The 248-nt window shown below is 56.0% G+C and carries 1 pseudogene; it reads right to left on the bottom strand.

The features are described from left to right. Nucleotides 1-248, bottom strand: a pseudogene (locus KZZ04_RS20280) (hypothetical protein); the annotation flags it as partial.

Genomic DNA, 248 nt, shown 5'->3' with positions numbered 1-248 from the left:
GCCCGTTCGAATTCCAGATAAACGTCATCCTGCGGCTTGGGGCCGAAGCTGATGTCTTTGCTGCCGATCAGAGTCAGGTCCTGGTTGAACCATTCCGACAGATAAACGCCTTTTTTCGTGGGGCTGACGTCGGGGCGCTTGGTCTCAGGGCTGAGGGTTTCGCCCTGTGCTGAATCATCAGCAAGTTTTTCCTGCGCCAAAATGGGGGCGCTGAGTACTCCCGTAACGGCAGCCAGTAGCAAGGAAAC

It is taken from the genome of Pseudoalteromonas sp. CR1 (genome assembly GCF_019392235.1).
In the GTDB taxonomy this organism is placed as follows: domain Bacteria; phylum Pseudomonadota; class Gammaproteobacteria; order Enterobacterales; family Alteromonadaceae; genus Pseudoalteromonas.
The sequence above is the reverse complement of the archived record's forward strand: the minus strand, read 5'-3'. Positions and strand labels throughout refer to the sequence as shown.